Raw genomic sequence first — 23,458 nt, 5'->3', positions numbered from 1 at the left:
GCCTGCGCAGCGAGCCCCAGTCCCGGCCCCAGTCGTCGGACAGATAGGTGGGCATGACATGGGCCCGCAACATCACGTCGGTGATGCCAAGCAAGCCGCCGTTGCGGCCCTCCTGCCAGGTGTCGGGGTTCTGCAGCTTGGCCGGATAGTCCGGTGAGATCCGGTATTTCGGCACTTCCGTGACCCCGTTGGCGTGCAGCATCGGGTGCTGGCAGGGAAACACCAGGCCGACCATCCAGTCGAGCAGCACCGGCTGCGTCAAACCCAGGTACTCCTGCAGTGAGCGCAGCTCGGGCACCCGGGGTGGTGTGACCGCGACCCAATCCCCGAGCGCCAGTGAGCGGTCGTCGGCCACGATCCGGACGTACGCCGCGTCGGCGGGAATCGCGGTGCGGGGGAATCGCAGTGAACGCCAGGACGGTTGGGGCCCGATGTCCATCGGGGACACCCGGCCGCTGGGCTGGGGCCCGCCGCCGGGGCCGGTCGTGCCGTACTCGAGCGCGACGGTCTGCGCCTCGGTGTGTCCGGACAGCACACTCTCGCCGGTGATGGTGCCCGCGGCGGTGACGACGACGAGCGGGTGCGCCCTGTCGGCCGGGGGCAGCCGGTACCAGGCCGAGGTCAAGGTGCTGGTCTGTTGTGGCCCGGCGGTATAGCTGCCGGCCATGGGGACCCGGGCCGGATCGAGACCGTAGGGGAGAACCGAAGGGGACTGCCAGTCGTAGTCGGTCCCCGGCTGGGCGGTGGACTGCCAGACCGCCTCGGCCAGTGTGTGTTCGGGTACACCACCCGGGGTGAAGCCCACCGGATCGGTGCCGCCCAACGGGCCGAGCGGGCCGTAGCCGCCCGGCTCGGGTGTCAGGAATCCGGCGTTGGCGTCGGGTTCGACGAGCACATCGTCGGCTAGGCCACATCCGCCGGTGAGTTCGCGCAGATTGGCCCAGCCGTTGGAGTAGGTGGGGTACTGGCGCACCACCCCGATGGCCATCGACCCGGCGAAGACGACGACCATGAAACCGGCCGCGATGGGAACCGGTGCGGCGGTGAACAACCGGACCGTCCTGGGTTCGGGCCGGGCACCGCGGGTGACGTGCAGCCAGCCGGTGTAGGCGGCCGTGAGCAGGCACAGACCGAAGAACACGCCGCTGACGGTGACCGGGCCAAGGTGCGGGGTGCTGTCGTTGAACGGCGCGCCATAGCTGGACACGTACCACCAGCCGTTGGTGGAGGCGAAACACAAAGCGACAACGAACAGTACGACGGAAAGAAACGCCATGCGGTTACGTGGTGAGCGCAGCACGGTCGGCCCCAGCAGCACCGTGGCCAGTGCGGCCATCGCCGCGCCGACCGCGGCGAACAGCCCGAAGTGGTGGATCCACTTGGTCGGGGTGAAGGTGAGCAGGAAGATGGTGCCGAAGATGATGCCCATCAGCCGCCACGCCGGACCCTTGGCGATACCGGGAATTCGCTTGCGCCGCAGGAACACCAGCATCGACGGGAACAGGCACGCCATGGTGATCAGGATCCCGAACCGCCGGGACAGCGCGCCGACCCCGCCTACCGAGCCATGGTGAGTGAATTCGACCGCAACGCACGCCATCTGCACGAGGTCGCGGCGGGCAACGCGGCCCGCATCGCCGAGGTCGACCACGGCAGCGACCGCTGGTTCCTGTTCAACTATTTTCATTGCGACAACGCCGAAACCGTGTACGACGTGTGGGAGTACACCGCGGGCTGGTTCCAGCGCCACACCTCGTTGCCAGACTCGATCCTGTTGCGCCCCCAACCGGGCGAGCCGGTCGACTACAGCGTGGTGAACCACGCCAGCTGGCCCACCCTGCGGGTTTTCCTGCCCAGCTTGTTGTTCCGGCGCACCTTCCGCTCGTTCGTGCTGGCCAACTTCAAAGCGAACGACGTTGCGGCCCAGCCGATCATCTACCGCCGTGCGGCGACCGCGACCGGTTCGTCGCCCGCCCGGCGGTGACGGTCGCTGAACCGGATCAGGCCCCGAGCCATCAGTGGAGCCGCGAACAGCATCAGCAGCACCCGGACCACCTGGGCGGCGATGATGAACGTGACGTTGGACCCGGTCTCGACCGCGGTGGCCAGCACGGCGTACACGCCGCCCGGGCTGGTGGCGAGGTAGCCCTCCAGTTGAGTCATCCCGGTGACATCGGCCAGCAGGACACCAAGGCCCGCGGTCGCCACCCCGAGCACCACGATGAGCACCAACGCCAACGGCAGGATGCGGGCGATGGCACGCATCGATTCGCGGGTGAACGCCACCCCGGCCTGCCAGCCGATCACCATGTAGCCGGCCTGCACCAGTAGATCCGGAACGGTCAGGCCGAACGACAACCCGGTCAGTTGCAGCACGACGGTCAGGGCCAGCGGCCCGAGCAGCCCGGCGCCGGGCAGTCGGATCAGCTTGCCGCCCACGGCGCCGACGGCGACCAGAACGGCCAGCATGACCAGGCTCAGGTACCAGGGCGCGGATTCGGTTCGGACGGGTGCCGCCGCGGGGTGGGAGCGGTCGGCATGAAAGACCAACGTGACGACGAGCGGGATGGTCCCGGTGACCAGCGCCACCCGCAGGTACTGGATGACGGAGACGACGCGATCGTCGCCGCCGAGTTCGCGGGCGATCGCCACCAGACCCGATGCGCCCCCGGCGACCAGCGCGAGCGAACCGGTGAGCGGTGTGACATCGCGATGCAGCCCCAGCAACGCACCGGCAATGACACTGAGCAGCAGGGTGCCCACGGCGACCCCGAGCACGATCAGCCAGTCCCCGTGCAGCGCGTCGACCGCGTCCTGGTGAACCATGGTGCCGATGTAGACACCGAGCACCCCCTGGGCCACCGCGCCCGCACCGCGCGGCACCCGCTCGGGGGCCATCGATACCAGCGCCAACACGATGCCCACCGCGAGGGCGGCGAACAGGGCCGCGGACGGGACGCCCACCAGGTTCAACGGGATGGTGACGGCGACGGTTGCCGCCAACAGCAGAACCCAGCGCAAGACGCGTCGCATCCGACCTCCCATTCGCCCGATATTCTAAGTGCCAACTTGTTAAATACCCACATCAGCACGTTATGAGCTTGATGACACCAGCTAATTACCAAGGTATAACTTGGTTATGGGAGCAGGGCTATGAAAGCGACGTCCGCCACCGAGCTGCGCGAGTCGATGATGGCGGTGACCCGTCAGATGCGGCGGCACCGGCCCGATCACGGCCTGACCCTGAGCCAGATGGAGATCCTCGGCGAGGTCAGCCGCACCCCGAACACGACGCCCGCCGAGCTCGGCACGCGCCTGCATGTGCGGGTGCAATCCCTCACCGACAGCATCAACGAACTGCTCGGCCGCGGGCTCATCGCCCGGCGCCCCGACGACAACGACCGCCGCCGCCAGCTGATCGACATCACCCCCGCCGGCGCCGACCTGTTGCGGGCCGATCGCGCCGAACGCGACGCGTGGCTGCACGCGACCATGCGTGAGAACCTGACCGATCTGGAGTTCGATCTGCTCATGCTGGTCGCCCCGGTCCTGCACAAGCTCGCTTACTCCGAGGCCGGGGCGAGCACACTGGCCTCATGACGTCGATCGCGACCGAGGCTCAGGACTGGATCACCCACGACCCCGACCCGCACACCGCGGCCGAACTGACCGCCTGCACTCCCGACGACCTGGAGCGGCGGTTCAGCCATCCGCTGACCTTCGGCACCGCGGGGCTGCGCGGCCCGCTCCGCGGCGGGCCGGACGGCATGAACCTGGCCGTGGTGCTGCGCACCACCTGGGCGGTCGCCCAGGTACTCAAGGACCGGTGTCTGGGCGGTTCGCCCGTCGTCGTCGGCCGCGACGCCCGGCACAAGTCCGACGAGTTCGCCCTGGCCGCCGCCGAAGTCCTTGCCGCCGAAGGATTCCAGGTGCTGTTGATGCTGGCCGCGGTGCCGACCCCGGTGATCGCGTTCGCGGTGCGCCACATGCCCGCCGAAGCCGGGATCCAGATCACCGCATCGCACAATCCACGCACCGACAACGGCTACAAGGTGTTCCTCGCCGGTGGTGTGCAGATCATCTCCCCCACCGACCGCGAGATCGAGGCCGCGATGGCCCGCGCCCCTCATGCCGACGAAATCCCCAGGGCCGCAGTGCAGACCGGCGGGCTGGCGCAGATCGGGAGCTACCTGGACCGGGCCGCCAAGGTGCGCCGCGCCACCGGGTCGGTGCGGGTGGCGGTGACCCCGCTGCACGGCGTCGGCGGCGAGTACGTCCTGGACGCACTCGCGATGGCCGGATTCGACGATGTGCACGTGGTCGAGTCGCAGTTCGTCCCCGACCCGGATTTCCCGACAGTCGGATTCCCCAACCCCGAGGAGCCCGGCGCGGTCGACGCGCTGCTGGACCTGGCCGCCGACGTGGATGCCGAGGTGGCGATCGCACTGGACCCCGATGCCGACCGGTGCGCGGTCGGCATCCCCACCCCGGATGGTTGGCGCATGCTGTCCGGCGACGAAACCGGTTGGCTGCTGGGCGATTACATCCTGTCGCAGCTGGAGCCCGGCCCGGTCAGCGAGGCCACCGTGGTGGCCAGCACCGTGGTGTCCTCGCGCATGCTGGCCGCGATCGCCGCCGCGCACGGCGCCCACCACGCCGAGACGCTCACCGGGTTCAAATGGCTGGCCCGCGCCGCCGCTCCCGGCACCACCCTGGTCTACGCCTACGAGGAGGCGATCGGGCACTGCGTCGACCCGGCCGCCGTCCGCGACAAGGACGGCATCTCCGCGGCGGTCCTGGCCTGCGATCTGATTGCCGCGCTGCGTGATCAGGGCCGCACCGGGTCCGATGCGCTCGACGATCTGGCCCGGGTCCACGGTGTGCACGTCACCCGCGCGGTGTCGCGCCCCGTCGAGGATGCCGCTGCCGCGATGGCCCGGCTCCGGTCGGCCCCGCCGGAGGAACTGGCCGGGGTCGCCGTCACCGCCGACGACCTGCTTCAGCGCCGCGGTCAACAACGCACCGACGCATTGATCTTCGCGGGCGACGCGGGCGACGACACCACCATCCGGGTGGTGGTCCGCCCGTCCGGAACCGAACCGAAACTCAAGTCCTACATCGAGGTCCGGTGCGCACCGACCGACGACGTGGACGCGGCGAGGGGCCGGGCCAGGGCGGTCGCCGAGCGGCTCGCCGCCGCCGCGGACCGCTGGTAGCGCCCGGTCGCCTCAACGCGGCCCGAACTGCCGGTCCCCCGCATCGCCGAGACCCGGCACGATGTAGGCGATCTCGTTCAGACCCTCGTCGACGGTCGCGGTGATCAGCCGCATATCCGGGGCGGCGCGCTCCAGTGCGGCGATGCCCTCCGGCGCGCAGACCACACACACCGCGGTGATGTCGACGGCGTTGCGGGCCTTGAGCAGTCCGATGGTGTGCGCCATCGATCCGCCGGTGGCCAGCATCGGATCCAGCACGAACACCGACCGGGTGCTGAGATCGTCGGGCAGCGACGCCAGATAGGGCGTGGGTTGGTGGGTCTGCTCGTCGCGGGCGACGCCGACGAAACCCACCTGCGCCTCGGGGATGAGGGCATGCGCCTGATCGACCATCCCCAGCCCGGCCCGCAGCACCGGCACCAGCAGCGGTGGGTTGGCCAGCCGGGAACCGGTCGTGGTGGTCAGCGGTGTGCGCACCGAAATCCGGTCCGATGCGGCATCACGGGTGGCCTCGTAGATCAGCATCAGGGTCAGGTCGCGCAGCGCGGCCCGGAATCCGGCGTTGTCGGTGCGCTCATCGCGCAGCGTGGTCAGCCGCGCGGCGGCCAGTGGGTGGTCGACGACGCGTACATCCATCCGCCGACCTTAACCGGTCGGGGACGCACCGCACGCCCGCAAGCCTCGCTTAGAAGCCCGCCGCGTCGCGCATCCAGTCCTCGAACTGGGTTTCGAACACGATCGCGCCTTCGCCGGGCAGCAGCATCCGTTCGGACAGTTCGGCACCCCAGTACCTGGCGGCGGGGTCGGCGAGCACCGTGCGCGGATCACCGGCGTGGCGCAGGGCGGTGCGGATCAGTTCGTCGAGGCCGTAGCGCCTGGGGCCCGCGACCTCGGTGATGCCGTTCGTCGGCGCCCCGACCGCCGCGATCGTCACCGCCTCGGCGACATCGGCGGCCGCCATCGGCTGGATGAATGCCGGGGACAGCCGCACCGTTTCGCCATCGGTCGCCGAGGCCGCGATGCTGTTGACGAATTCGAAGAACTGGGTGGCCCGGACCAACGAGTACGGGGCCCGAGACTCCCGGATCAGCTTCTCCTGCGCCAGCTTCGCCTTGAAGTAACCGCTCTCCACGGCCAGCCGATCGGTCCCGACAACCGACAGCGCGACGTGGTGGCCGACCCCGGCCCGCTCCTCGGCGGCCAGCACATTGGTGGTCGAGGTGGTGAAGAACTCCAGCACCGCGTCGTCGGCGAAGGACGGCGAGTTCGACACGTCGACCACCACGTCGGCGCCGGCGAGAACCTCCGCCAACCCGTCACCGGTGATGGTGTTCACCCCGGTCTGCGGTGCCGCGACCACGGCACGGTGGCCGTGCTCGGTCAGCCCTTGCACCACCTTCGACCCGATCAGCCCGGTGCCCCCGATGACCACAACCCGCATGACGAACCCTTTCTGGCGACGGCGGAGCAGCCGACGGTCGGCTGCACCGCGGCTCCTACCCGACCCAACGGATCCGGGCACCGGAATTCATCCGGATGCATCCGGGCCGTGCGCGGCGTTTGACCCGACGTGGCAACGAATGATCCCGCACGACAGATCTCGACCTCGGTGCTCGTCATCGGCACCGGCGGATCGGGTCTGCGTGCCGCAATCGAACTCGCCGAACGGGGCATCGACGTCCTCGCGGTCGGCAAGCGACCGAAGTCCGACGCGCACACCACCCTGGCCGCGGGCGGTATCAACGCCGCGCTCGCCACCATGGACCCGGAGGACAGCTGGCACCAGCATGCCGCCGACACCCTGACCGAGAGCTATCTGCTCGCCGATCCGGTGACCGTACAGACCGTGACCGAACAGGCTGCGGACTCCATCGCCGACCTCGAGCGCTGGGGCATGGCGTTCGCCCGGGAGACCGACGGGCGGATCTCCCAGCGGTTCTTCGGGGCGCACACCTTCCGCCGCACCGCGTTCGCCGGCGACTACACCGGCCTGGAGCTGCAGCGCACGCTCGTCGGCCGGGCTCAGCAGCTCGCCGTCCCGGTGCTCGAATCGGTCTACATCACCCGATTGCTGGTCCGCGACAACGTGGTGTTCGGCGCGTACGGTTTCGATCTGCGCGACGGCACCCGGTTCCTCATCCATGCCGATGCGGTGATCCTGGCCGCGGGCGGGCACACCCGGATCTGGCGGCACACCTCATCGCGACGCGACGAGAACACCGGCGATTCCTTTCGTCTCGCGGTCGAGGCCGGCGGCCGGATCCGTGATCCCGAGCTGGTCCAATTCCATCCGTCCGGCCTGCTGGAACCCGAAGACGCTGCCGGAACACTGGTTTCGGAGGCCGCGCGCGGGGAGGGCGGCATCCTGCGCAACAGCCTCGGTGAACGGTTCATGGAACGCTACGATCCCGAACGGATGGAGCTGTCCACCCGGGACCGGGTGGCGCTGGCGGCGTTCACCGAGATCCGGGAGGGCCGCGGAACCCCGAGGGGCGGGGTGTGGCTCGACGTATCGCACCTGCCGAGGACCCAGATCATGCAACGGCTGCCCCGGGTCTACCAGACACTAATGGAATTACAGCTGCTCGACATCACCACGACGCCGATCGAGATCGCGCCGACCGCCCACTATTCGATGGGTGGGGTCTGGGTGCGCGCCGAGGACCACCGAACCGATGTGCAGGGGTTGTATGCGATCGGCGAGGCGGCCAGCGGGCTGCACGGCGCCAACCGGCTCGGCGGCAACTCGCTGATCGAGCTGCTGGTGTACGGCAAGATCGTCGGCCACGCCGCGGCCACCTACTCCTCGCACCTGACCGCCCAGCAACGTTGCCCCGCAGCGGTATCGGATGCGCGCGACGAGATCGACGCGACGCTGTCGCTGCGCGGCACCCAAACCGTGCGCTATCTGCAGCGAGCCGTGCGCAACCTGATGACCAAACACGCCGGGGTGATCCGCGACGAGGCCGGGCTGCGGGCCGGCCTGACCGAACTAGACGATGTCGAAGCTCAGTTGACCGATATGAGTGTGCATCCCGATATCGCCGGGTTCCAGGACCTGGCCCATGCGTTCGACCTCAAGTCCTCGATCATGGCCGCCCGCGCCACGCTCGAAGCCGCCATGGAACGCCGCGAAACCCGGGGCTGCCACAATCGCTCGGACTATCCCGAGCAGGACGAGTCGCTACAGGTCAATATGGTGTGGTCGGGGCCGGGCCGGCTGGAGCGGGAGAAGATTCCTCCCATCCCGCAGGAGATCTCGGCCCATATGCGCGCGGTCTCATCGCACGGCAAACTGGTCGAGTAGCAGAGCACTGACGTCACAGCGGGTCCGCGGTGCCGATATGGGTGAGCTTGTCCGGACTGACCACCCACAGCACCCGGTCCAGTCCCGTGGCCGAGGCGGTGCCCGTGATGAACGCCATGACGGCGTCGTCACGGCTCACCAGCACCGCGGCCTGACCGTTCGCGGTGATCCAGCGCAGCGTCGTACCGGGCCAGAACCGCGGCCGGAACGCGCGGACGACTCTGGCCACCCGCTCGCGGCCCAGCAACGGGATGGTCGTGGCGTTGCGGGCACCGTTGCCGTCGGTGTAGCTGATCACGTCGGCGGCCAGCACCGCCTCCAGTCCGGCCAGGTCACCGTGCTGGGCGGCCGCCACGAACGCCTCCAGCAGGCGCCGGCGTTCGGCCTCGTCCACCCGGGCGGCGCGTTGGGCCGTCAGATGTCTGCGGGCCCGGCTGACGAGTTGGCGCGCATTGGTCTCCGACACCGCAATCGCCTGCGCGATCAGCTCATACGGGTACTCGAACGCCTCACGCAGGATGTAGGCGGCCCGCTCGGGCGCCGCGAGCCGCTCCAGGAGCATCAGGGTGGCCAGCTCGAGCGCGGCGCCCCGCTCGGCCCCCAACGCCGGATCACCGGCGGTGTCGACGGGCTCGGGAATCCATGGGCCGATGTAGGTTTCGCGGCGGGCGCGGGCCGACTGCAATGCGTTCAGACAGATCCGGGTGGCGACGGTGACCAGGAACGCCACCGGGTCGCGCACCGCGGCCCGGTCGGCGGTCTGCCACCGCAACCAGGTGTCCTGCACGACGTCCTCGGCCTCGGCGACACCGCCCAGCATCCGGTAGGCGATGCCGAACAACTGCGGGCGGACCCGGGCGAACACCGCTGCGGCATCGGAGAGCCCGGCGGCATCGGAACTGTCGTCGGGGGCAGCCATCCGCAAAGTCAAGCACACCGGCCGCGGCCGCCGTCGCGGTGCGGTGACACAGCCCACAGGGCCCGGCTGTCACAGACTTCCCGGCTGCCCGGTCTATCTGACAGGGGGATGGCGATACGACGGATGAGGAGCGGATGTCGATGAGTCCACGGCGACTGCATGGACGCGCGGCGGAATGCCGCAGGCTGCGCCGGTTGGCCGACGACGTCGGCTCGGGAAGCAGCCGGGTTCTGGTGCTGTGCGGTGCGGCCGGCGTCGGCAAGACCGCGTTGCTGGACTACCTGGTCGACCACCTGGGGACCGCCCCGCGGCAGGCCCACCCGCAGGGGTTTGACATCCGGCGGGTCACCGGCGCCCGGTCCGACCTGGATCTGGCCTACGCGGGCCTACAGCAGCTGTGCGAACCGCTGCCGGCTCACGTGGCGAGTCTGCCTGTCCCGCAGCGTGATGCGCTGAACACCGCATTCGGCATGGACACCGGGCCCGCACCGGAGCGTTTCCTGGTCGGTCTGGCCGCGCTGAACCTGATCAAAGCGGCATCGGCGGAGCGCCCGCTGCTGTGCATCGTCGATGACGCCGATCGCCTCGACCGGGTGTCGGTGCGCACCCTGGCCTTCGTGGCACGACGGTTGACAACCGAGCCCGTGGCCATGGTGTTCGCGGTGCGCGAGGATCCCGAGCGTGCGCTGGCCGGTCTGGCCCAGCTGGCGGTGACCCCGCTGGCCGATCGCGATGCCGGCGAGTTCCTGGATTCCAATATGTTCGGCCGGCTCGACCCGCGGGTGCGGGACCGGATCGTGGCCGAGGCCCGCGGCAACCCGCGCGCCATCCGGGAGGTGCTGGCCACTCTCGAATCCTCCGACTGCGGCGGCGGATTCCCCGACCCGCGGCCCCGCCCGCACCCCGAGTCCGTCGAACAGGACCTGGCCCGTGTCCTCGCGCAGCTCCCCGAGCCTACCCGCAGGCTCGTGATCACCGCGGCGGCCGATCCGACCGGCGACCCCACCCTGTTGCTGCGGGCCGCCGCCCGGCTCGGGATCGGATCGGACGCGCTGGCCCCGGCCGAGGCCGCGGGCCTGATCGAGATCGGTCCCCGGGTCCGGTTCCGTCACCCGCTGCTGCGCGTGGTCGCCTACCGCGCGGCGGGTTCCGGTGAACGCCGTCGGGTCCACGGCGCGCTCGCCGACGCCACCGATCCGGCCCTCGACCCCGCCCGCTGGGCCTGGCACGCGGCGCATGCGACGGCCGGGCCCGACGACGTCGTCGCGGCCGAGTTGGAGACCTCGACCGGACGGGCGCGCCGAACCGGCGGTACGCTCGCGGCCGCCGCGTTCCTGGAGCGGGCCGCGCTGCTCAGCTCCGATCCGTCGCGGCGCAGCTCGCGCGCGCTGGCGGCGGCCCACGCGAAGTGGGATGCGGGCGCACCGTCGGCGGCCTACGAACTGCTCGACATGGCCGAGCTGGGCGTGCTGAGCGAGCTGCGACGGGCCAAGGCGGTGCGGCTGCGGGCCCGGGTCGACTTCGGCCGTAGCCGTGGCGGCGATTCCCGGGCTCCGGTCCTCGGCGAGATCGCGGCAGATCTGCTCGACGCCGCGCACCGGCTCGAACCACTCGACGGCCCGGTGGCTCGCGAGGCCTACCTCCAGGCCCTCGCGGTGGCGATGTTCGCCGGGCGGCTCGGCGAGACGCACATCCTCAAGGACGCCGCCGAATCGGCGCGCTCGGCCGCCGAGGATGCGGCCGACCCGAAGCCCGCCGAGCTGCTCCTCGACGGGCTCGCGAACCGGATCGCCTGCGGTCCCGCGAGCGGCCACCACGCACTGAGCGCGGCGCTGCACACGTTGACCGACCACGACTCCCGGCAGTGGTGGCTGGCCTTTCCCATCGTGCAGGAGACGGCGGTCCGGGAATGCTGGGACGACGCGGCGTGGCATCGCCTGTCCACCCACGCGGTACGGCTGGCCCACGACACCGGCACCCTCGGGGTGATGGCCCAGGCCCTGGCCTACCGCGCCGGGCTGCACGTCCATGCCGGTGAGTTCGCCGCGGCGGCGCGGCTGATCGACCGGGCCGACGAGGCCAACGCCGCCACCGAATTCCCGTCCCCGCACTATCTTTCGATAATCCTCGCCGCGTGGCGCGGGGACGCCGCCGAGGCAGGCACACTCATCGAGGAGGCCGTCGGCGACGCGGCCGCCCGCCGCGAAGGCCGGATGCTCGGAGTCACGGGCTACGCCGCCGCGGTACTCAACAACGGGCTGGGGCGCTACGAGGACGCCTTCGCCGCCGCCGCGTCCGCCTGTGCGCACGAGGATCTCGGCCTGTACGGGTGGAGCCTGGTCGAGCTGATCGAGGCCGCGACCCGCTGCGGCCACCGGGATGCCGCGGCGGAGGCGCTGCAGTTGCTGGAGGAACGCACCCGACCCTGCGCGACCGACTGGGCGCTGGCCGCCCTGGCAGGCGCGCGGGCGCTGCCGGCGAGCGGGCGGGCGGCCGAACACCTCTATGTCGAGTCGATCGAACGCTACGGCCGCACCCGCCTCGTCGTGCACCAGGCCAGGGCCCGGCTGCGGTACGGCGAGTGGCTGCGCCGGGCCAACCGGCGCGGCGATGCCCGCGTCGCACTCGGCGCGGCCTACGACGCCTTCGTCCGGATCGGCGCCAAGGCGTTCGCCGAGCGGGCCCGGCGCGAGCTCGCGGTGATCGGCGAACGGTCCCGCAAGGCACCGGTCCGGGCCGGCGACACGCTGACGGCCCAGGAGGCCCAGATCGCGCAGCTGGCCGGTACCGGCCTGACCAACCACGAGATCGGCACCGAGCTGTTCCTCAGCCCGCACACCGTGGAATGGCATCTGCGCAAGGTGTTCGTCAAGCTCGCCATCACCTCGCGCAGGCAGCTGCGCACCCGGTGAAACCGAACGCCGTAGCCGGCAGCCACCACGCACACCCGACCACGGATTCTCAAGGGTCCGCCACGGGCCCGGCGCGACCAGTCTGAGATGGCGCCCGTTTCACCTCACCCACTGCCTTGGAGATCCGAGCATGACGAAGGTCGTAGTCCGATGACCGCCGCCACGATCACACCCGCCGACGAGTCGGACGCCGAGCTGGCGGCCCGGTTCGAGCGCGACGCCATACCGCATCGCACCGCCCTGCTACGGACCGCCCGGCGGCTGACCCGCAGCGAGGGCGACGCCGAGGACCTGGTGCAGGACACCCTGATGAACGCCTATGTCGGATTCCGGCGGTTCCGGCCGGGAACCAACCTGCGGGCCTGGCTGTTTCGCATCATGCACAACCGGTGGATCAGCACGCACCGGATGCGGCAGCGCCGCCCCGACGAGTTCTGCGTCGAGGAGATCACCGACACCGATCTGCGGAGCACCGCGATCCGGTCGCCGACGGCCGGCCGGTCCGCAGAAGACATTGCCCTGGAAGCACTTCCCGACGACCAGATCCGCGCGGCGCTGTGCGAGCTGCCCGAGGGTTTCCGGCTCACCGTGTACTACGCCGACGTCCAGGGCTTCACCTACGCCCAGACCGCCGCGTTGATGGGAGTCCCGCTGGGGACGGTGATGTCGCGGATCTCGCGCGGCCGGGAACGGTTGCGGGTCTCGCTCGCCGACACCGCAAAGGCCCGCGGACTGAGCTGCGTCCAGATCGCCCAGCACGTCGCGTGACGACAACGAGCCGTCGCGACACCGAGAACAGGAGAAACGAATGGAATTGACCGGGTACCGCACGTTGGTCACCGGAGGCACCGCAGGGATCGGCCTGGCCTGCGCGCAGCTGCTGGCCCGCGAAGGCGCGGCCGTGACGGTCACCGGGCGGGATCAGGCTCGAGGCGAGGCCGCCGCGGCCGGAATCGACGGTGCGGTCCGGTTCGTGCAGACCGACCTCGCCGATGTGGCGGCCGTGAAATCGCTGGCCCGGCAGTGCGGTCCGGTGGACATTGTGGTGAACAACGCGGCCGCGTTCCCCGGCGCGCTGACCGTCGATCAGGACCTCGACTCGTTCGAGCGGACCTTCGACACCAATGTCCGGGGCACCTACTTCCTGGTCGCCGAACTGGTCGCGGGCATGCTCGAGCGGGGCCGGGGCAGCATCGTCAACGTGACCTCGATGGTGGCGTCCAAGGGCGTCGCGGGGGCTTCGGTGTACAGCGCGTCCAAGGCGGCCGTCGAATCCCTCACCCGCACCTGGGCCGCGGAATTCGGCTCCGGCGGAGTCCGGGTCAACAGCGTGGCACCGGGGCCGACCCGCACGCCGGGGGTGGCGGCGGAGTGGGGCGAGACGAACGAGGAACTGGGCCGGGCGCTGCCGCTGGGCCGCACCGCTCAGCCCGAGGAGATCGCGCAGGCCGTGTTGTTCCTGAGTTCGCCGCGGTCCAGCTTCATCACCGGGTCGACGCTGCACGCCGACGGCGGCGGCGCGGCCGTCTGACCGCGAGGGAACCGAACCGGACCGGCGGGCGTCATAACGTCATGCCCGCCAACACCCTGCGTGCCGACACCCACGCCATCCGCGCGCTCGGCGCCGCACACACCGTGCACGCCGAGGAACTCGCCGCCGTCGCGGCCGCGCTGCGAACCCTTGCGGTACCGGCCGGGCTGGGGCCGGTCGGCGACCGCTTCCTTTCGGTGTTCACCCGAGCGGTCGCCGAGCATTCGAACAGCGTTGCCGCTCTGGCCGAGGCGGCCCGTGCCGCCGGTGTCACCGCCGGGCACAGCGCGGCGGCCTATGACGCGTCCGGCCTGCGGGCCGCGGGCCTGCTGCCCCGGGTGTAGCGGTGCCGGGCGCGACGTTCGTGAGCGCGCTCGCCGCGCCCCTGCACGAACTCCGGGCGCTGGTGGGGCCCGGCTGGCCGGCCCACGATGCCCCGGTCACCGCGCTGGCCGACGCCGGGGCCGCCCTCGCCGACGTCGCGACCGCGGTCGAGCGCACCCGCACCCGGACCTCCGACGGCTGGTCCGGGGCGGCGGCGTCCACCGCGGAGGCGTTCACCGAGCACCTGGCCGCGACGGCCGCCGCCCTGGCCGATGAGGCCGGTGCATTGGGCGCGGGCGCGCGGCGGGCAGGTGCGGCGGTGGCCGCCGCGGGCGCGCGGATACAGGCCATCGTCGACGGGTTCGAGGCGCTGGCGGCCCGGTTGGAACCGCACCTCGACGAGCCCGGCGTGGCCGGGGAACTGCTGGCCGAGGCGCGGCGGTCGCTGCGGGAGGCGACCGCCGTCATCGACGAACTGCGCGCCGAACTGGACCGGCAGGAGGCCGCGATCAGCCGCCCACCCGCGGCTTCCGCGGCGCCAACGGTTCCGGCCGGGTACGCGGCGGGGCCGGGCGCGTGGACCGGCGGTTCGGGCGCGGGCGGCTCCGGTTCGGGAGTAGGCGCCTCGGCCGGCGGCGACTGGCAGAGCAGCGGCGGCGGTTGGTCCGGAGGTCACCCGGCCGGCGCCGAACCCGCCGGGTTCTCCATACCGGACGCGGCCGTGGCGCTGCGCGATCCCGCCATGTTCGGTGAAGGCGTTGCGGTGCGGCTGCCCGACGGGACTTCGGTTTTGGCCCCGAACTCCGTGGCAGCCGGCGCGGTCCGGCACGCGTTGACCCAGTTGGGCGTCCCGTACCGATGGGGCGGCACCTCCCCGGGCGTCGGGCTGGACTGCAGCGGGCTGACCCAGTGGGCCTACCACGAAGCCGGGCTGAACATTCCGCGGCTGGCTCAGGAACAGGACATCGGCGCGGCCGTCGGGGCGGACGCCCTGCGGCCGGGTGACCTGGCGGTGTGGGACGGTCACGTGGCGATGGTGGTGTCGTCCACCACGATGATCGAGGCGGGCGATCCGGTGCAGCTCTCCCCGATCCGCACCACCAACGCCGGTCAGGGTTTTCAGGGGTTCTGGCGGCCGACGGCGTGACCGGGAACGGGAGAGGACTGCGTCGGCCCCAAGGGGCCGCCGTTAGGCTGTGCCGCATGGCTGCTGACATCGTGCCGGTCCGGCTCGGGCTGACCAAGGGCGACCTCTACACATTGTGGGCCCCACGCTGGCGGGACGCCGGCGACGAATGGGAGGCCTTCCTCGGCAAGGACGAGGACCTTTTCGCCTTCGAATCGGCCGCCGACCTGGCCGCATTCGTCCGTACCAACACCGACAACGACCTCGCCGACCACCCGGCCTGGGAGAAGCTGACCACGGTGTCGGCGCACAAGCTGGATCCGGCCGAGGACCGCCACCACGATCTGATCGGTGTGCCCGAGGTGGTCGCCGACAAGCCGACCGAGGAGTCGGTGCAGGGGCTGGCCCGCACCCTGGCGATCGTGTCGTCGATCGGCTCGGTGTGCGAGCTCACCGCGATCAGCAAGTTCTTCAACGGCAACCCGGTGCTCGGGCAGGTGGGCGGCGGGCTGGAGTCTTTCACCGGCCGGGCCGGGCGTAAACGCTGGTCGGAGATCGAGGATGTGATCGGCCGCGGCTGGGACGGCGTGATCGACGCGATCGACGAGGTCATCACCGTTCCCGAGGGCCTCGATGCCGATGCGGTGAAGAAGGCCGAGGCCGAACTCGAGGAGCCTGCCCCCGAGGAGGACGAGCCCGAGGCGCTCGACGAGGATGCCGACGCCTCGGACGAGGACGAGGACGGCGAGCCCGACGAGACCGACGCCGACGACACCGGGACGGCCGAGCGGAGCGTCGGCGACGCCGCCGTGCTGGGCGGTGACGAGGACTTCTGGCTCAAGGTGGGCATCGACCCGGTGCGCATCATGACCGGCTCGGACACCGTCTATACCCTGCGCTGCTACCTCGACGACCAGCCGGTCTTCCTGGGCCGCAACGGCCGCATCAGCGTGTTCAGCTCGGAGCGTGCCCTGGCCCGCTACCTCGCCGACGAACACGACCACGACCTGTCCGATCTGGCGACCTACGACGACATCCGGACCGCGGCCACCGACGGTTCGCTGCGCGTCGACGTCTCCGAGGAGAACGTCTACGTGCTCAGCGGCATCGCCGACGATCTGGCCGACGGACCGGACGCGATCGATCGTGATCAGCTCGAGCTGGCGGTCGAACTGCTGCGCGATGTCGGCGACTACTCCGAGGACAAGACGGTCGACCGCGCGCTCGCCGCGGACAAACCGCTGGGTGCGGTGGTGGCCTACGCACTCGAGCCGGACGGCAACGACAAGCCCGGCGCACCGTATGCCAAGGCCGTCGAGCAGTGGGAGACGTTGGAGCGGTTCGTGGAGTCCCGGCTGCGTCCGGAGTAGCCCGCGATGACTTCCACCGACCCGGCCGGTCAGAACGGCGTGACCGCATCCCACACCGTCAGCGTCCCCGGCGCACGGCTGCACTACGAGGTGCGCGGGGCCGGGCCGCTGTTGATGGTGCTGGCCGCGCCGACACCCGCGGCCGAGTTGGCGCCGCTGGCCGACGCGCTGGCCGGCGACCACACCGTGGTGATCACCGATCCACGCGGCGTCGCGGGCGCAGCGATCGACGAGCAGGCCCGCGACACCACGCCCGAGCGGCAGGCCGACGACGTCGCCGCGATCCTCGACGACCTGGGGGCCGACCGTGCCCACGTGTTCGGCGCGTCCGGCGGCGCGGTCACCGCGCTGGCCCTGGCCACCCAGCATCCGCAGCGGGTGGCCACCCTCGTCGCGCACGAACCTCCGCTACTGGAACTGCTGCCCGGCGCCGCCGGTCCCTCGGCCCAGGAGGTGCGCGATGCGACGCACCTGTTCACCCACGCGTTGACGCCGAGCACCCGATACCTGCCCGACCTCGAGGCCCTGCGCTCCGCGTGGCTGCTGCTGGGGCTCGGTGAGGAATCCGGGCATCTGGTGACCCAGCGGACCACCAGCACGCTCGCCGACCACCTGGGTGTTGCGCCGGTGATGTTCCCCGGCGACCACGGCGGATTCGTCAGCGAGCCCGCGGCTTTCGCCGATACCCTGCGCGAGGTGCTGGCCCAGGTCTAGGGCCGCTCACCCAACCAGCACCGCGTACCTGGGCTTGATCACCTCGTCGATGATGGCCAGCCGTTCGTCGAACGGGATGAACGCCGACTTCATCGCGTTGATCGTGAACCGCTCCAGATCGCTCCAGCCGTAGCCGAACTCCTCGACCAGGCGGGCCATCTCCTGACTCATGGTGGTATCGCTCATCAACCGGTTGTCGGTGTTGACCGTGACCCGGAACCGCAGCCGGGCCAACCGGTCGAACGGGTGCTCGGCGATGCTGGGCGCCGCCCCGGTCTGCACATTGCTGCTCGGGCACATCTCCAACGGGATTCGTTTGTCCCGCAGGATCGATGCCAACCGGCCGAGCCGCTCGGTCCCATCGTCGAGTGCGGTGATGTCGTCGACGATGCGCACCCCGTGCCCGAGCCGGTCGGCGCCGCAGAACGCGATCGCCTCGTGGATGGACGGCAGGCCGAACGCCTCACCGGCGTGAATGGTGAAGCGCGCGTTGTTGCTCCGCATGTACTCGAACGCGTCGAGGTGACGCGACGGCGGATAGCCGGCCTCGGCCCCGGCGATGTCGAAACCGACCACCCCCTTGTCCCTGAACCGGATTGCCAGCTCGGCGATCTCACGCGACCGGGCAGCGTGGCGCATCGCGGTGACCAGGCAACGCACCACCACGGTGCGCCCCTCGGCGGTGGCAGCCTTCTCGCCGTCGGCGAACCCGGCCAACACCGCGTCGACCACCTCGTCCAGCGAAAGGCCGCCGTCGATGTGCAGTTCCGGCGCGAACCGGATCTCGGCGTACACCACGTTGTCGGCGGCCAGGTCCTCGACGCATTCGTAGGCGACCCGGTGCAGCGCCTCCGGGGTCTGCATCACGCCGACGGTGTGGGCGAACGGTTCCAGGTAACGCACCAGCGATCCGCTGTGCGCCGCGGTGCGGAAGAACGTGGCCAGCTCGTCGACCTCGGTGGCGGGCAGATCCTCGTAACCGAACTGCCCGGCCAGATCGAGCACGGTGGCCGGACGCAGGCCACCGTCGAGGTGGTCGTGCAGCAGGGCCTTCGGGGCGTGACGGATCTTTTCCAGGGTCAGCGGGGTACTCATCCCACCATCATGCGCATGTTCGGCCGGATCGGCCGGTTCATCGCCGATCTCACCGTCGGGTCCATCCCGCCCACCGGGCCTGCCCCGATTCTGCACTCGGGCAGGCGTTTGACTGTTGATCAGGCTTCCGGTCTACTGGGCGGGGCCGCAGGCGTCCTGCGGGTTCGGTCGAGACGAGGAAGCGAGGTGAGCGGCGCATGCCAGACGACAGTATCGGCGCGCATGGTTGGAACGCCCTCGCGGAAGAGGTCCGCTCGGCCTTGCGCTGATCTCGGTTCGGATGGTTGACCGCGTCGGTTGACTGTCGGGCCGTCTGGTTTGTGGGCGCGCACCCCCGGGGTTCGGGGAGGTTGCGCGATGACCATTTCAGTGTTGGTAACGGCCGCGGTGGCGCACGCTCATGCGCGCGCCGACCTCGACCGTGCCGCAAACAGCTCGAAAGATTGGGGTGTCCGCCCATGTCCGAGGTCCCGATGAGTCAGATCGATGAGGCCGACCGTGATGCGGTGACCAGAGCGATCGAACGGGTAATGGCCGACGATCTCGATCTGACCGTGCTGACGTCGGCGGTGCGGCCGCTGACCACCGCGCAGGTCGTCGATGTGTTGGAACGCCTGGATTCCAAGCGGCGCGCCGTGCTGTATCGGCTGCTGGCCAAGGACCGGGCCCTGGAGGTGTTCGAGAATCTCGACGCGAGCCTGCAGGGCGATCTCGTGGTGGCCCTCAAGGACGACGATGTCGCGGCGCTGTTCGCCGAGCTGGACCCCGACGATCGGGTGGAACTCCTCGACGAACTGCCCGCCACGGTGGCGCGCAGGCTGCTGCAGGGGCTGCCGGCCCACGAGCGGGATCTCACCGCACCGATCCTGGGTTACCCGCAGGGCTCGATCGGCCGACGGATGAGCCCGGAGTTCGTCGCCGTCCGCCCGGAAATGTCGAACGAGGAGGCACTGAGCCGGATCACCGCACGGCTCGCGGACGCCGAAACCGTTTACACCACGCCGGTCACCGACGCCCAGCGGATACTGGTGGGCATCGCCAGCCTGCGTGATCTGATGAAAGCATCACCAGGAACTACGGTCGGTGAGCTGATGCAGCGGCCGTACAGCGTGCGGGCCACCGACGACGCCGAAGAATCCGCCCGCCGCTGCGCCGACCTCAAACTGCTCGCACTGCCGGTGGTCGACAACGAGAGCCGACTGGTGGGCATCCTCACGGTCGACGATGCCTTGGCGATCTTGGAGAACGCCGAGTCCGAGGACCAGGCCCGCATCGGTGGTTCCGAACCGCTGCGCCGGCCGTACCTCACGGCGCCGGTCGCCGGCCTGGTGCGCTCGCGGGTGGTCTGGCTGCTGGTGCTCGCCATCGGCGCGACCCTGACCGTCCAGGTGCTCGAGGTCTTCGAAGCCACGCTGGAACAGGTGGTCACACTCGCGTTGTTCGTGCCGCTGCTGATCGGCACCGGAGGCAACACCGGCAACCAGGCCGCCACCACCGTCACACGGGCTCTGGCCCTGGGTGACGTGGTACCGCGCGATCTGGGCAAGGTGCTGTTCCGGGAGTTCCGGGTGGGGTTGTCGCTGGGTGTGCTGCTCGGCTCGGCCGCGTTCGTGGTGACCACCGTGATCTATGGTCGCGACATCGGCGCGGTGATCGGGCTGACCTTCGTGAGTCTGTGCACCATGGCTGCCACGGTGGGCGGCGCCATGCCACTGCTGGCTCGTGCCATCCGCGCCGACCCCGCGGTGTTCTCCAACCCGTTCATCTCGACCTTCGTCGACGCGACCGGATTGCTGATCTACTTCGTCATCGCCAAGATCGTGCTGGGTATTTGAGCCGGACAGCCGGGGCCGTGCGCGGCGATCGTGCGAAGGCCGTTCGGCGATAAACGGGTCGATTCGGTGGTGGTGGGGCTGGAACCGCGGGTGGTGGCATACGCCGGCCATGCGCTGCAGTTCATCGAATCCACCGATGTGGACAGCTGGCTCGATGCCATCGCCAAGCTCTACGCCACATAGTGATCCACTCACGGGCGCGGCGTGCCACCGCCGCTCACAGACCCAGGGCAACCGAAAAACGTGCTATGACCTGCGATCTAAGAAGTGTCTCTACCTTTACCGAGACGCTGATAATCTCATCCGGCGAGGGAGATACGGAGAACGTGCTTCCAGACATCGGGGCGGCCGGTGCCAGAGAGCGCTAGAGGGGGAAGCAGCAATGGGGTATGTCCGGCCGTCGGATCATGGTGCGGGATCCGCCGACGAGGGGGGCTGAGAAGCGCACCCAGCGTCCCTGGGACTCGTCGCCTCCCAGTAGAACGCGTGCACAGTCGGCCCCGATTCAGCGAGCCCCCGATGCCTACACCCCCCACCACGCGGTGCGAAATCGTCCCGAGGGGCCGCCTGTTCACAGCCACGGGGGCGTTACGGAGGAGATACCGACTGTCGGCGCCCGCGCGAAACACTCGACGCCGAAAGCGATTCCAAGCGACTTTCCGCCTGTCGTCTACTTGCCGTGTGCCGAGGCGGTCGATGACCCGAATTCTGCGCCGATTGACATGCGTCAGACTCAGGACGGACGGCACTACTCGCGTACTCCGCTCTCGACCGGCTGCACGCTTGCTGTGGAGATGACCAGGCATGGATTGTGATGCCGACCGCCGGCCTCGGCCAGTTGCAGAATGCCCACCCATTCCAACTGTTGCTGCTCGACGTGGTGATTCCACTTGACCAGCGGCGGAGCCAGAAATGACACTGCACGTCGACCCCGATGCACTCGACAAGATTTCGCAATCGATGACGAGCGCCGGCATCAACCTCGACAGCGCGAGCGCCTCAGCGCCGACGTCAGTTGATGGTGGATATGGCACACCGGCGATTCTGGGAATCCTGGCGAAACTGGTCGACAACACCGGTCAGCTCGTCGTTGCTGTGAAGGCGGTCGGTGACGCCGTTGCCACGGCTAGCACCAGCTATCGCAATCAGGATGAAGTGGGGGCCGAGGCAGTGAAGAAGGCAATGGGGACAGGATGATTGCGTGTCGATCGATACCAAAGTAGAGGGCAACCCTGCCGCTGTCCGCTCGACAGCGGAATGGCTTCGGTCGACCCTGGCGACCAAAATTTCTTCGACCGTGGATCAGATTCACAGCGCGCGAACTACCGCCACCGGCGACTGGCAGGGCGATGCCGGGGATGCCTTCGTCGCGAGGATGACGAACGGGGCAACGAAGGCCGACGGCTTGGACGCAGCCGCTGTCGACGGTGCACGGGCGATCGACGACTTCGCGGCGGACCTCCAACGAGCACAATCAGAAATGCAATCGGTCCGCGACAAGGCAGCCAGCGCCGGATTGACCGTTGATGGTTTCATCATTCAAGATCCCGCCCCCGTTACTCAAGAGAAGATCAACGCTTATGCGACCGCACTCGACGGAGCGACCGCGGCACGGGAGATCGAGAAATTTGCCGCCGACACGCTGAAGAATGCCTGGGCGGATATTTCGAGCAAGTGGTTCTTTGTGGTGGCCGACCTGATCAACGGTGCGGCAGGCGCGTTGGTTGCCGTGCACGTCTCTACGTTGTTGGAGCATTCCAAATTCATGGCCGACGAATCGGCGAAGTTTCTGGACTTGGCGAAGTCAGCGCCCCCGGGCACACCCGCCGCCCAGATCTATCGGGACTTCGATCAATCTCGGGTATTTGCCAACACAGCCGACGATGCAGCGAAGGCGGCGGCGAGCGCCGAAGCAAAAGCGGGTCCGATTGGTCTCAAGGTCGGCGGGGCGCTGGCGGTGGGCGGCATTGCCTACGACATCGCCAACGGCAAAGATGTCGACCAAGCCATCGTGTCCGGCGGCGCCGGTTTCGGCGCTTCAGTTCTCGCGGGAACACTGACTGGCGCGGCAATCGGTAGCGCGATTCCGGTACCAGGCGTGGGAACGGCGGCTGGCGCCGTGGTCGGTGCCGCAGTCGGGATATTCACCTCTGGTGCGGTCGATTCGTTGTATCAGAACGGGATCGGCAGCGTCGGTCAGGCGATCAGTGACGGAGCCGCGGCGGTCAGCAACACCGGAAAGGCCATCGGAGGCCTAGCAGAGGACGCATGGGATGCAATCTTCTGAGCATCGAGACGTGCCCGAGAAATGGGCGGAAACACGAGGCAGCATCCGGTTCTACCTCACCGTCACGACACTGATCATATTCGCGCTGTTCTCAACCCTGTTCGGAATCGTTGTCGCACAAGCGGGCAACTTGATTGCTCTCAGATACTTTCTGCTTTTCGCGCTGATGCTGGTTCTAATAGCCGCATTCCCAGCAGTCGCTCGATGCCGGCGCGTTGGCCTGCCGGCAGCGGTCCGGACGGTGGAGCGGGACGGCATTTCGGGAACCGAAATCCGTTACTCGACCTGGCAGTTCACGATCCTCGTCGCATTGATGGCATGCTTCGCAATCTTTTGCTCTATGGGTGCTGTCGAGATATACATCCATCAGGACGAGGGGTTTCCCGGCGGTTCGGTGCTGTTCGGGGCATTCGGCGTGATATTCGCGTCCTTCGTCGCTGCCGTAGCGTTCGGCCGTATCCACCGTGGTGGCGTCACACTATCGACGCAGGGAATTGTGCAACGCGGATGGAGCTTCGAATCACGACTGGACTGGTCGGGTGTTGCGGGTGTGACACCCGCATTCAACGGCTACCCGGCCATCCTGGTGATCGGATACAGGAATATCGTCTGGGACCGCCGGTACACGACACGCTTCTGGCGTATCGATCGCCTTCCGCCGGTACCGATGATCCAATTCGACTGCCGACAGTTCAACGTCGACCCCTACGTCCTGTTCAACTACGTGCGAGCCTACATCGACAACCCGGAACTGCGTGCCGAACTCGGCACCGATGCGGCACTCACTCGAGCCCGGCAATCACCTGTCGCGTGATGCCCCGC

The 23,458-nt window shown here is 69.3% G+C and carries 22 protein-coding genes and 1 pseudogene; 17 read left to right on the top strand and 6 right to left on the bottom strand.

The genetic code is table 11. The features are described from left to right. Positions 1-1,549, bottom strand: a pseudogene (locus tag ACWDTP_RS13810) (arabinosyltransferase C-terminal domain-containing protein); the annotation flags it as partial. Between the two features lie 21 nt (positions 1,550-1,570). Between ACWDTP_RS13810 and ACWDTP_RS13805 the strand changes: the two are divergent. Beyond that, a complete protein-coding gene (locus ACWDTP_RS13805; RefSeq protein ID WP_450020508.1) occupies positions 1,571-1,984 on the top strand; it encodes a hypothetical protein in 414 nt (137 codons plus the stop codon). Here the strand turns inward: ACWDTP_RS13805 and ACWDTP_RS13800 are convergent. After that, a complete protein-coding gene (locus ACWDTP_RS13800) occupies positions 1,936-3,033 on the bottom strand; it encodes an AbrB family transcriptional regulator (protein ID WP_450020506.1) in 1,098 nt (365 codons plus the stop codon). The two genes, ACWDTP_RS13805 and ACWDTP_RS13800, sit on opposite strands and share 49 nt — an antisense overlap. A 120-nt stretch (positions 3,034-3,153) precedes the next feature. Here ACWDTP_RS13800 and ACWDTP_RS13795 point away from each other — a divergent pair, with 120 nt between their 5' ends. After that, the gene (locus tag ACWDTP_RS13795) at positions 3,154-3,600 is read left to right on the top strand and encodes a MarR family winged helix-turn-helix transcriptional regulator (RefSeq protein WP_450020504.1); all 447 of its coding nucleotides are present in this window, start codon (positions 3,154-3,156) and stop codon (positions 3,598-3,600) included. Next, positions 3,597-5,216 carry a phospho-sugar mutase gene (locus ACWDTP_RS13790; protein WP_450020502.1) on the top strand — a complete coding sequence of 540 codons (1,620 nt, stop codon included), beginning with the start codon at positions 3,597-3,599 and terminating at the stop codon, positions 5,214-5,216. The genes ACWDTP_RS13795 and ACWDTP_RS13790 overlap by 4 nt, the downstream gene beginning before the upstream one ends. Before the next feature lie 12 nt (positions 5,217-5,228). On the opposite strand, the gene upp is transcribed toward ACWDTP_RS13790, so the two are convergent. Both upp and ACWDTP_RS13780 read right to left on the bottom strand, forming a co-directional pair. Further along, positions 5,229-5,852 (bottom strand): uracil phosphoribosyltransferase, encoded by a 624-nt coding sequence (gene upp, locus ACWDTP_RS13785; RefSeq protein ID WP_450020500.1) that lies wholly within the window; start codon positions 5,850-5,852, stop codon positions 5,229-5,231. A 49-nt stretch (positions 5,853-5,901) separates the two neighbouring features. After that, positions 5,902-6,657, bottom strand: coding sequence for an SDR family oxidoreductase (locus tag ACWDTP_RS13780; RefSeq protein WP_450020498.1), 756 nt, complete (start codon positions 6,655-6,657; stop codon positions 5,902-5,904). A 129-nt stretch (positions 6,658-6,786) separates the two neighbouring features. Between ACWDTP_RS13780 and ACWDTP_RS13775 the strand changes: the two genes are divergently transcribed. Further along, on the top strand, positions 6,787-8,523 hold the full coding sequence (locus ACWDTP_RS13775) for an L-aspartate oxidase (RefSeq protein ID WP_450020496.1): 1,737 nt from the start codon (positions 6,787-6,789) through the stop codon (positions 8,521-8,523). Positions 8,524-8,536: 13 nt separating this feature from the next. Here ACWDTP_RS13775 and ACWDTP_RS13770 read toward each other — a convergent pair whose 3' ends face one another. Next, positions 8,537-9,442: an RNA polymerase sigma-70 factor gene (locus tag ACWDTP_RS13770; protein ID WP_450020494.1), complete on the bottom strand. Its 906-nt coding sequence runs from the start codon at positions 9,440-9,442 to the stop codon at positions 8,537-8,539. 140 nt (positions 9,443-9,582) lie between these two features. Here ACWDTP_RS13770 and ACWDTP_RS13765 point away from each other — a divergent pair, with 140 nt between their 5' ends. The 7 genes from ACWDTP_RS13765 (at position 9,583) to ACWDTP_RS13735 (ending at position 17,419) form a co-directional block, all read left to right on the top strand. Beyond that, positions 9,583-12,354 carry an AAA family ATPase gene (locus tag ACWDTP_RS13765; RefSeq protein ID WP_450020492.1) on the top strand — a complete coding sequence of 924 codons (2,772 nt, stop codon included), beginning with the start codon at positions 9,583-9,585 and terminating at the stop codon, positions 12,352-12,354. Between the two features lie 150 nt (positions 12,355-12,504). Then, on the top strand, positions 12,505-13,122 hold the full coding sequence (locus tag ACWDTP_RS13760; protein WP_450020490.1) for a sigma-70 family RNA polymerase sigma factor: 618 nt from the start codon (positions 12,505-12,507) through the stop codon (positions 13,120-13,122). A gap of 40 nt (positions 13,123-13,162) precedes the next feature. Further along, positions 13,163-13,885, top strand: a complete 723-nt coding sequence (locus ACWDTP_RS13755; protein WP_450020488.1) for an SDR family NAD(P)-dependent oxidoreductase — start codon at positions 13,163-13,165, stop codon at positions 13,883-13,885. A 41-nt stretch (positions 13,886-13,926) separates the two neighbouring features. Next, a complete protein-coding gene (locus tag ACWDTP_RS13750) occupies positions 13,927-14,229 on the top strand; it encodes a hypothetical protein (RefSeq protein ID WP_450020487.1) in 303 nt (100 codons plus the stop codon). Between the two features lie 2 nt (positions 14,230-14,231). Further along, positions 14,232-15,356 (top strand): C40 family peptidase, encoded by a 1,125-nt coding sequence (locus ACWDTP_RS13745; protein WP_450020485.1) that lies wholly within the window; start codon positions 14,232-14,234, stop codon positions 15,354-15,356. A 56-nt stretch (positions 15,357-15,412) separates the two neighbouring features. Further along, a complete protein-coding gene (satS, locus tag ACWDTP_RS13740) occupies positions 15,413-16,705 on the top strand; it encodes a protein export chaperone SatS (protein WP_450020484.1) in 1,293 nt (430 codons plus the stop codon). Positions 16,706-16,711: 6 nt separating this feature from the next. After that, the gene (locus ACWDTP_RS13735) at positions 16,712-17,419 is read left to right on the top strand and encodes an alpha/beta fold hydrolase (protein WP_450020482.1); all 708 of its coding nucleotides are present in this window, start codon (positions 16,712-16,714) and stop codon (positions 17,417-17,419) included. Between the two features lie 6 nt (positions 17,420-17,425). On the opposite strand, the gene ACWDTP_RS13730 is transcribed toward ACWDTP_RS13735, so the two are convergent. Further along, complete coding sequence (locus ACWDTP_RS13730) at positions 17,426-18,514, bottom strand: adenosine deaminase (RefSeq protein WP_450020480.1); 1,089 nt, start codon at positions 18,512-18,514, stop codon at positions 17,426-17,428. Between the two features lie 458 nt (positions 18,515-18,972). On the opposite strand from ACWDTP_RS13730, the gene mgtE reads away from it, so the two are divergent. The 6 genes from mgtE to ACWDTP_RS13700 all read left to right on the top strand — a co-directional run bounded on the left by mgtE (position 18,973) and on the right by ACWDTP_RS13700 (position 23,450). Further along, entirely contained in the window at positions 18,973-20,349 is a 1,377-nt protein-coding gene (mgtE, locus tag ACWDTP_RS13725) for a magnesium transporter (RefSeq protein WP_450020478.1), read from the top strand. A gap of 30 nt (positions 20,350-20,379) precedes the next feature. Then, the gene (locus ACWDTP_RS13720) at positions 20,380-20,532 is read left to right on the top strand and encodes a hypothetical protein (protein ID WP_450020477.1); all 153 of its coding nucleotides are present in this window, start codon (positions 20,380-20,382) and stop codon (positions 20,530-20,532) included. Between the two features lie 592 nt (positions 20,533-21,124). Next, a complete protein-coding gene (locus tag ACWDTP_RS13715) occupies positions 21,125-21,265 on the top strand; it encodes a hypothetical protein (protein WP_450020512.1) in 141 nt (46 codons plus the stop codon). Next, the gene (locus tag ACWDTP_RS13710) at positions 21,262-21,546 is read left to right on the top strand and encodes a hypothetical protein (RefSeq protein WP_450020475.1); all 285 of its coding nucleotides are present in this window, start codon (positions 21,262-21,264) and stop codon (positions 21,544-21,546) included. Before ACWDTP_RS13715 ends, ACWDTP_RS13710 begins: the two co-directional genes overlap by 4 nt. Positions 21,547-21,550: 4 nt before the next feature. After that, positions 21,551-22,636 carry a WXG100 family type VII secretion target gene (locus ACWDTP_RS13705; protein WP_450020473.1) on the top strand — a complete coding sequence of 362 codons (1,086 nt, stop codon included), beginning with the start codon at positions 21,551-21,553 and terminating at the stop codon, positions 22,634-22,636. Then, positions 22,623-23,450 carry a hypothetical protein gene (locus tag ACWDTP_RS13700; RefSeq protein WP_450020471.1) on the top strand — a complete coding sequence of 276 codons (828 nt, stop codon included), beginning with the start codon at positions 22,623-22,625 and terminating at the stop codon, positions 23,448-23,450. The genes ACWDTP_RS13705 and ACWDTP_RS13700 overlap by 14 nt, the downstream gene beginning before the upstream one ends. Positions 23,451-23,458 lie beyond the last annotated feature (8 nt).

Source organism: Mycobacterium sp. NPDC003449 (assembly GCF_053588415.1).
Note: the sequence above shows the minus strand (reverse complement) of the source record. Positions and strands in the feature narration are given on the sequence as shown.